The sequence below is a fragment of the Acidobacteriota bacterium genome (assembly GCA_012517875.1).
In the GTDB taxonomy this organism is placed as follows: domain Bacteria; phylum Acidobacteriota; class JAAYUB01; order JAAYUB01; family JAAYUB01; genus JAAYUB01.
Window position 1 is genome coordinate 1 of record JAAYUB010000131.1, and the last position, 8,891, is coordinate 8,891.

Here is an 8,891-nt window from a genome sequence, read left to right on the forward strand (position 1 = left end):
CATGCCGCCGCGGCGATGAGCGCCGCTGCAGCGTCCACAGCCGCCTCGGTCTCGATCTTCGGTATCAGCTGTGCCGGTGCGGGGAGCCGCGCCGCCACCGCCGCCAGGTCCGCCGGGCCGTCGCAGTATGAGACCAGGTACCTGCGGACGCCCAGCTCCCAGCACGCCGCCAGCGCCCCCGTCCACACTGCCGCGCGCAACCGCGCCTCGCCGTCGCCCCAGGTGACGCCCATACGGCTGGTCAGCTCACCCGCGTCAAGACAGTCCGCCCGCAGGCCGTCCCGCTCCACTTCGCCCACCACGAGGCGGACCTGCCCGTCGCGCAGGCGGACAGTGTCGCCCGTTGCCGGCGCCGGGTCCACCGCGTCGAGGTCGAACGGCACCGCCACGACGCCGGCGGGAGCCGCCGCCACGGCTCCCAGCCAGACCGCGTCGCCGGGCCGGACGGTCAGCGGCCGCTCCAGTGCGCCGGTCCGCGGCTTGCGCCCCGGCAGATCGGCGATGAGCTGCGCTTCCGCCGCTTCGGGCGACGAGCGGCGGATGGCGTCCACCGTGCGTGCCAGCCATTCCGGCGAGGCGTGGGCCAGGTTCAGGCGGAATGCGTCCGCCCCCGCCGCCCGGAGCGCGGCCAGCGTGCGGGGGTCTGCACTCGCCGGCCCCACGGTGGCGACAATCTCGATGTTCCCTCGACGCGATTCCACACTCACCCCCCGTCCGAAAGTTGTCACGGCGCCCCGGCCGCCATGGCGATCAGCTCCACGCCGGCGATCACGGCGTTGCCCAGCAGTCCCGCCACAAGGGCCAGCAGGAAGCGGCGCAGCCACAGTCGCTCGAGGGGAGAAAAATCCCACTTCTCGCGCGAGAGGCTGAACATCCGCCGACCCAACCGACGGTACTGGCAGTAATCGAAGCGCAGCGCGGCGATCACGAGCCAGACGCCGACGACCAGGTTCCAAACGATGCGGATCAGGACCATCCCGGCCACGGTTCCTCCGGCGGCTTGTGGTACGATAGACCCGACCGATATTGTCGCCGAAGGAGTGCATATGGGCAAGAACAAGGGCAAGCATGACGCCGTGCCGACGGGCCACGAAAAGGTGTTCAAGCGGATCGAGGTAGCGGCCGTCTCCACCGAGGGCTACCAGCAGGCCATCGACAACGCCATCGCCAAGGCCTCCAAGACGCTGCACAACCTGAACTGGTTCGAGGTGGCCGAGATGCGCGGCCGGATCGTCAACGGCAAGGTAGTGGAATACCAGGTGGTGATGCGACTGGCGTTCGAGATCGACTAGCCCCGGGCGGTGCGCTCCCCGGCGGCGGCGGCCGGCGGCTCGGCTCCGCCGGCGATGGCGGCGGCCACTCGGGCGATGCGCCGGGCGCCGTCGAGGCGCCGCATGGCCTGCAGGTTGCGGCGCATGGCCGGCAGTGCACCGAAATCCGTATCGCGCAGGAACGCCAGCGCCTTGCGCAGCCGCCGGTAATCGGGCGCCACCAGCCCCAGGCCCATGGCTTCCACCAGGCGGGCATTCCCCTCCTCCTGCCCCGGCGTGACCTGGGCCAGCACCATGGGACACGCGGCCGCGATGGCCTCGTGCACCAGGGCGCCCCCGGCCTTGGTCACCACCAAGTCCATGTCAAACAGCTTGTGGCTGACGTCGGGAATCCACGAGTGGACTTCCACGGCGGCAGGCAGGGTCCGCGCGAACCGCTCCGTCGCCGGAATCAGCTCCTTGCGGCTGAACATCGACAACACCAGCTTTGCCTTGGGCCGGCTCCCCAGGATCGCGAGCACCTCGAACAGCTCCCGTCGCCGCAGGTTGGGGAGCAGGAGGATCCGAGGACCAGCCGCTGCGGTCCCGCCGGCGGCGACGGGAGCGGCGGCCGCCGCGGCCTGTGCCTTCTCTGCGAACGCCGGCGGCACGGCGAATCCCGTCACGAGGACAGTCTCCGCAGGAATCCCGCCGTGAACCAGATGGGCGGCGGTCAACTCATCCGCCACCAGGTAGAGATCCGACGGCCCCTCGGTCCAGGTGGGGTGGATGGTGATGGAGTCGGTGACCACCGACACGACGCGGAACGGGCGCGCCGGCCCATCGCCGTACAGCCGACCCAGCGCCGCGCTGTACATGGGGTAGGTGGTGATCACCACCTTCGGCTGGAAGCGCTCTACAAACGTGGTAAAAAACGCCCGCATCCGGCGGTTGCGCAGCGCCGCGCCGGCGGCGGCGCCGCGGCGGCTCACCAGCAGGAAAAAGAGGCGCCAGATCCGTGGGTGGCGGTTCATCACCCGCCGGTACAGCCGCTGGAGCAGGCGGTAGAGCCATGGCTGCACGGCGTCGTAGGCGTCGGTGATCGCCACGCTCAGGTCGGGCCGCTCAAGGCGGAGTGCCTCGGCGATGTTGGCGGCGGCGCTGAAGTGGCCGTTGCCGAACCGGGCCGTCAGGATGACAATGTCGGGCATCGCACGTCTCCCATCGCCCCACGGATCCGCCGGATTCCTTCATCGGGGAATTTCATCATACTATCACTCCACCGCCCGGGGCAAGCCGGGTCTCGCCGGGCGGCCGGCGCGCGGAGGTCATCACGCCACACCGCACAGGCGCAAGGCGCACTTGTGTTTTATTGAATTGTTCACCGGATCTGAATTCGCCCGTTGTTGCGAGTCAGCGAATACGCCGGATCAGGTTCTCGAACCTGGAACTTTTGAACGTGCAAACCTGAGAACCTGGAACCTGTGCCACCCCAACTCCTATCTCCCAACTCCCAACTCTCGTCTTGACCCGTCGGCCTCGATCGTGGTAAAAGGGCTTCTCTATTTGCGCCTGTAGCTCAGGGGATAGAGCACTGGTCTCCGGAACCAGGGGTCGCGCGTTCGATTCGCGCCAGGCGTACCACTTATCAACGGCCCGCATCAGCGGGCCGTTGGCCTTTTTCCCCTCTCGCACCATCACCCGTGACATCAGTGTCCGGTTCCGTGTGTCTCACAATCCCGGTGCCGTGATTAATTGTTTCCGGGGAGACCGGTTGCGGCGGAAACATCTTGACCGGGGGCGGGGCGATTCTGTGCTGGAGGCGTTGTCATCCACAAACAGCAGACGGCGCGAGCCGGGAGGCAGGCAGGCCCGACGAACCGCTCCGTGATGCCCCGGATGTTGTGCAACCCTGCCACAATCCGCACCGAGAACCGCGTCATGAGCTGCTCCAGGAACTGCGCCGGACGCGCGAGGTCCTGGACCGGCAGCAGGAGATGCTGGCCCGGCTCATCGTATCGGCCGAAAGGAGCCGGGAGGATTTTCGGCGGGCACCCAGGCGCTGTTCTTCAAGCTGGACCAGGTCCGGCGGGAGATCCAGGCCGTTCGGAACATGGAGGCGCTCCGGCTGCCGCGCCATGCCTTCCAGGTGAACTCGCAGAACGGCCAGGGCGGCATCATCGCCCCGGCAAGACGCACCGAGGCGATTCAACCGGTAAGGATGCCGGTCTGGTTTCGGCTCGGGCGGCGTCGGCGGCGCGCCGACAACATTACAGCGCCGCGTGCTTCTCCCCGATGGCCGCGGCCAGGGCGTCGAGGGCCGCGAACGCCTCGTCGCGCGGGACGCCCTTGCACATGACGGTGCCGAGGACCTCCACCTTCAGGTTGGGGATCAGCCCCGCGATCTGCTCCGCCGCCTGGGTGCCCCAGCCGTAGGAGCCGATGACTGCGGCGTACTTGAGCTTGGGCCGCAGCGCATTGGCCAGGTGGGTGGCCGCGAACACACTGGGGTGGGGACCGATGTGCACCGTGGGCGTGCCGATCACGATGGTTGCCGCATCGACGAGCGACATCGCCAGCTTGCCGATGTCGGTGACGGACAGGTCGAATTTCTCCACCCGCACGCCCCGCTCCGCCAGCGCGGCCAGCAGGTAGTCCACCATGATCTCGGTGCTCCCGTGCATCGAAATGTACGGGATGACCACGAGGTTCGCCACCCGGTCCGAGACCCAGTCCTCGTAAGCGGCGAGAATCCGCTCGGGCTGGTCGAACAGCGGGCCATGGCTCGGTGCGATGAGGTCGAACTCGAGCGCCCGCACCTTCTTCAGGTTGTTCTGGATCTGCTTGCGAAACGGCATCATGATTTCGGCGTAGTACCGCTTGGCCGCGTCCAGGACGTACGGGTTGTCGCCGGCACACAACTCGGAAGTGGCCAGGTGGGAACCGAAGAAGTCGCACGAGAACAGGATGCGGTCCTCGGCCAGGTGCGTGACCATGGTCTCGGGCCAGTGCACCCAGGGGGTGTACACAAAGCGGAGGGTCTTGCCGCCCAGCGCCAGGGTTTCGCCATCGGTGACGACGCGGATCCGCTCCCCGGGAACACCCAGATGATCCACCAGCATGGGCGCCGCCTTGGCGGAACACAGCAAGGTAGATTCGGGGTATTCGGTCAGCACCCAGGGGATGGTGCCCGAGTGATCCTGTTCGGCGTGTTGCGAAATGACGTAATCGATCCGGTCGACGCCGGCCAACTGGCGCTCCAACATGTCGGCCATGGGCGGATCCACCGTGTCCAGCAGCGCCGTCTTCTCCGTGCCCTGCACGAGGTAGGCGTTGTAGCTGGTGCCGTCCGGCAGCGGGATCAGCGAATCGAACAGCCGGCGGTTCCAGTCCACCGCGCCCATCCACAGCACGCCGTCACGGATTCGTCTCGGTTTCATGCTCCTGACCTCCTAAAATTTCGGCCACCTGCCCAGGCCGGGCGGGACTCACCCCACCGGGTGGCGGACATCCGGATCACAGACACGGTCGACACGTTAGATGCAGGCCGGTGAACAAAGTATTCTACCCTCCCTCAAGAGTTCTGTAAACCGCGGATCGTTCTCGCGGGCGGCCGATCGATCGCAAAAATCGTTGGTCCGCCGCCGCACTTGCGCCATAATATTCGCGTCCAGCAAGGCATCAGCCGGAGGCGCATGAAGCCCAAGCCACCCGACGACCCCCGCCCGCCCAGCCGCTCGCAGCGCAAGCGCGAGGTGCAGGCCCTCGATCCCGTGGTGGAGCGCGTGCTCCGGCTCGACCCGGCGGCGGTGGACCGCCTGGGCCTGCCCGAGCCCCTGCGCCTGGCCATCGGGGAAGGCCGCCGGATCTCCGCCTTCAGCGCCCGCCGCCGGCACCAGCGCTACCTGCGCCGGCTGCTCCTGGAGCCCGAGGCCGAACCCCTCCGCCAACTCGCGGCGCAGGACGGTCAGGCGGCCCGCCGCGAGGCCGCCCGGTTCCACTGGCTGGAGGAATGGCGCGAGCGCCTCGTCGCAGCGGGTGACCCGTCGCTCGACGAGTTCCTGGCCGCGCACCCGACCGCCGACCGGCAGGAGCTGCGCCGGCTGGTGCTGGCCGCCCAGCGGGAGCGGCGCGACGGAAAACCCGCCGGTGCCGGCCGCGCCCTGTTCCGCCGGCTCCGGGCCGTCACCGCAGCTGATCTGGAGCCGCCCGGCGACGAGCCGGACTGACCGGCATTCCCGGCGCTGCGCCTGTTTCCCGTCCCCAGGCGTGCAACCTTCCTCCCCGCGCCCGCCGTCCAACGGGCAAATCCACTTCGGGAGGAAGACCCATGACACGCTATGTTCTGATGGTTGCGATTCTGGCGGTCGCCCTGACCGCGGCGATCCCGGCGGCGGTGGTGGAGAAATCCTTCACCGTCCGTGAGGATGTGTCCGTCAAGATCAACACGGTGGCCGGCAACATCACGGTCATTGCCTGGGACCGTTCCGACGAAGTCCGGGTGAAGGCCGAGATCGTCGGCGATTACGTCCAGCCCGAGTTCGAGCAAGGGGAAGGCTGGCTCCGCATCAACGAAAAGCACGACAGCACCGTCTGCGACGGCCACGGCGCCGTCCATTTCGAGGTGTACCTGCCCCGCACCGCCACGCTCAAGGGCAACACCGTCTCCGGTGACCTGTCCACGGACGGCGTGGAGGGGAATCTCAAGCTGAACACCGTGAGCGGTCAAATCACCGCCCGCTGCACGGCGGATTATGCCGGCCAGCTCGCCCTCAACAGCGTCAGCGGCGATCTGGAGCTCGACCTCGGCAGCGGGGCCGACGCCCGGTTCCACGCCAACACCCTGAGCGGCAAGATCTCCTGCCGGCAGACGCTGGCGCGGATGGAGAAGAGCGATTCCTTCGTCTCCACCCAGCTCCGGGGCGAGTTGGGGTCGGGGCGCGGCCATATCAAGCTCAACTCCGTCAGCGGCAACATCACCGTGAAGTGATCCGGTCCGGCCGCGCGGCCCGGCACCTTCACCGGCCGGCCGCCGCCTATCACCGGTCGATTCAGGCGCCCGGTCCTCCCGGGACCGGGCGTCCGCCCCACCCGCGATCGCCCATCATGGCGATTGACAGGACCCCTCCCGCGGACTAAGCTAGACTCAGACCAATAACGACGACTGGCTGCGCGCAGCCACACCGCCACCGGGGCTTCGGGTGAGCGGGTGGGCGCACCCCAACCGTGAACGCGATGCGGACACTGCCTGCCGGGAGACATCCATGAGAGGCGACACACACCGCGGCATTGGGACCCTGGCGTTGGGTGCGGTGTTCATCTTGCTGCTGGCTTCGGGCTGCGCCCCGCCCGCCGTCGAAAAAAACGAACTGGTGATCGCCCACCGGGGCCTGCCCCTGACCCTCATGCCGCACACCCGCGAGGAGGTGATCACCAACTCGGTCCTCATGAACATGTTCGAGAGTCTGGCCGGCTTCGACGCCGACATGAAGATCACCCCCCTGCTGGCCGTGAGCTGGGAGAATCCCGACGATCTGACCTGGCTGTTCAAGATCCGCGCCGGGGTCCGGTTCCATGACGGCAGCCCGCTGACGGCCGACGACGTGGTCTATTCCCTCGAGCGGGCCCGCAGCCATCCCACCTCGGCCCTGAAGAGCAACTGTTCCACCATCGCCAGCATCACCCGCACCGGCGACGACACGGTCAAGGTGGTCACCGCCCAGCCCAGCCCCATCCTGCTGCACAAGCTCACCAACGCCTTCATCCTCCCCCGCCGCCACCTGGAGCAGGTGGGTCCCGAGGCGTTCGCCCGACAGCCGGTGGGCACCGGGCCTTACAAGTTCGAGTCCGCGACCGGCGAGTCCATCCGGATGACCGCCTGGGATGGATACTGGGGCGGGGCGCCCGCCTTCACACGGCTCACCATCACCCGGTACACCAGCCCCACCGAGGCCGTCCAGATGCTGCTGGACGGCCGGGCCGACATCGTCTCCGACATCAGCCCCGAGCTGGCGCGGGACATCGAGCGCAATCCGCAGCAGAAGAGCATGATACAGAACCGGCCCGGCATGGCGATCCGCCAGTTGGTGATGGACACCACCCGGCCGCCGTTCAACCGGCGCGAGGTCCGCGAGGCTGTGGCCCTGGCCATCGACCGCCACCGGCTGGTGGACCGGATCCTGCTGGGCTTCGGCCAGCCGGCCAACCAAATGGTGCCTCACGCCGTGTTCGGCTTCCATCCGTCGCTCCCCGACCTCCCGTATGACCCGGACAAGGCCCGCACGCTCCTGGCCCGGGCCGGCCATTCCAAGGGCCTCGCCCTGACCCTGATGATATCGGGCGTCCGGGCGCGACTCGGCGAGGAGTTGCAGCGGCAGATGGCCCCCGCCGGCATCCGGCTCGAGCTGGACATCCGGGACCGGCAATCCTTCTGGGCGGCGGCGGACACCGCCCCGTTCTGGCTGGCGGGCTTCAACTCCACCTCGGGTGACGCGTCCGATCTCATGGACGACCTGTTCCATACCACCACGGGCGTTTACGGCCGGGACAACCGCGGCCGCTACAGCAACCCGGACGTGGACCGGATGATCGAAACACTGGGCGGGCTGCTGAACCAGCCGCAGCGGCTCCATACCATGCAACGGCTCATGGTGATGATCATGCAGGACATGCCCCGTGTGCCGCTCTTCGTGGAGGACCAGATCTACGGGGTTTCGCCGGCGGTGGTGTGGAAACCGCGCCTCGACATGCGCATCCTGGCCAAGGAGGTTCGCCGGCCGGCGCCATGAGCAAACAGATCACGATTATCCTGGCTGCCGTCCTCGTGCCGGTGCTCGCCGCCTGCGCGCCCGAGCCGCCGCCGGCGCTGGTCATCGGCATGGCCAGCGGGCCGGTGAGCCTGGATCCCCACACGCAGGACGAGGGCGTCACCGCCTCGATCCTGAGCAACATGTACGAGGGGCTGATGGGCTTCGATCCCCATCTGAAGGTCGTGCCCGTCCTGGCGGACGGGTACAACAATCCCGACGAACGAACCTGGGTGTTCACCCTGCGCCGCGATGTCCGGTTTCACGACGGCCGGCCGCTGACGCCGGAGGATGTGGTGTACAGCCTGGACCGGGCGCGCACCCATCCGGACTCCGTGTTCCGGACCATGCTCGCCGTGGTCCACCAGGTGCGCAAGCTGGACGACCGGACCGTCGTGATCATCACCCGGCGCCCCCAGCCGGTCCTGATCCGGATGCTGGCCCTGGTGAGCATCATCCCGGCGGGGTTCCGACCGGAGCGGGACATCCGGGGCACCGGCCCCTACATGATGACCCGCTACATTCCCCGCCAGGAATTATCCGCGGAGTATTTCCCGCAGTACCACGGGCCGGTGCCGGAATTCCAGGCCGTCACCTGGCGGTTCATCATCGACGACCAACAGCGCGCCCAGGCGCTCATCGACGGGCGCATCGACCTGGACTCCGACCTGGCCGCGGCCGATGAGGAGCGCGTCAAGTGGCAGAACCACCTGGCCGTCGCGGCCTGGCACGGCTCCTCCGTCACCTGTCTCAACCTGAACGTCGGGGGCGATCCCCGCACCAATCCCCTGGCCGACCGCCGCGTGCGGCAGGCCATCTCGCTGGCCATCAACCG

Annotated in this window: 9 protein-coding genes and 1 tRNA gene; 6 read left to right on the forward strand and 4 right to left on the reverse strand. The window is 68.0% G+C overall.

From position 1 onward, the window contains the following. Positions 1–701, reverse strand: a 701-nt coding sequence (locus GX414_13450) for a hypothetical protein (protein ID NLI48106.1), incomplete at its 3' end; no start/stop codon positions are given. Positions 702–724: 23 nt separating this feature from the next. Beyond that, the gene (locus GX414_13455; GenBank protein NLI48107.1) at positions 725–985 is read right to left on the reverse strand and encodes a hypothetical protein; all 261 of its coding nucleotides are present in this window, start codon (positions 983–985) and stop codon (positions 725–727) included. Between the two features lie 61 nt (positions 986–1,046). Between GX414_13455 and GX414_13460 the strand changes: the two genes are divergently transcribed. Then, complete coding sequence (locus GX414_13460; protein ID NLI48108.1) at positions 1,047–1,292, forward strand: dodecin domain-containing protein; 246 nt, start codon at positions 1,047–1,049, stop codon at positions 1,290–1,292. Here GX414_13460 and GX414_13465 read toward each other — a convergent pair. After that, positions 1,289–2,461, reverse strand: coding sequence for a hypothetical protein (locus tag GX414_13465; GenBank protein ID NLI48109.1), 1,173 nt, complete (start codon positions 2,459–2,461; stop codon positions 1,289–1,291). The genes GX414_13460 and GX414_13465 overlap by 4 nt on opposite strands. Positions 2,462–2,818: 357 nt before the next feature. Between GX414_13465 and GX414_13470 the strand changes: the two genes are divergently transcribed. Then, positions 2,819–2,894: transfer RNA gene (locus tag GX414_13470), tRNA-Arg, on the forward strand. A gap of 626 nt (positions 2,895–3,520) precedes the next feature. On the opposite strand, the gene GX414_13475 is transcribed toward GX414_13470, so the two are convergent. Next, entirely contained in the window at positions 3,521–4,690 is a 1,170-nt protein-coding gene (locus GX414_13475) for an FprA family A-type flavoprotein (protein NLI48110.1), read from the reverse strand. Positions 4,691–4,945: 255 nt separating this feature from the next. Here GX414_13475 and GX414_13480 point away from each other — a divergent pair, with 255 nt between their 5' ends. The 4 genes from GX414_13480 to GX414_13495 all read left to right on the forward strand — a co-directional run. Beyond that, positions 4,946–5,479 (forward strand): DUF615 domain-containing protein, encoded by a 534-nt coding sequence (locus GX414_13480; GenBank protein ID NLI48111.1) that lies wholly within the window; start codon positions 4,946–4,948, stop codon positions 5,477–5,479. A 101-nt stretch (positions 5,480–5,580) separates the two neighbouring features. Further along, positions 5,581–6,240 (forward strand): DUF4097 domain-containing protein, encoded by a 660-nt coding sequence (locus tag GX414_13485; GenBank protein NLI48112.1) that lies wholly within the window; start codon positions 5,581–5,583, stop codon positions 6,238–6,240. A 274-nt stretch (positions 6,241–6,514) separates the two neighbouring features. Next, entirely contained in the window at positions 6,515–8,038 is a 1,524-nt protein-coding gene (locus GX414_13490; GenBank protein ID NLI48113.1) for a hypothetical protein, read from the forward strand. Continuing rightward, on the forward strand, positions 8,035–8,891 hold an 857-nt coding region (locus tag GX414_13495), incomplete at its 3' end, for a hypothetical protein (GenBank protein ID NLI48114.1). The genes GX414_13490 and GX414_13495, both read left to right, overlap by 4 nt.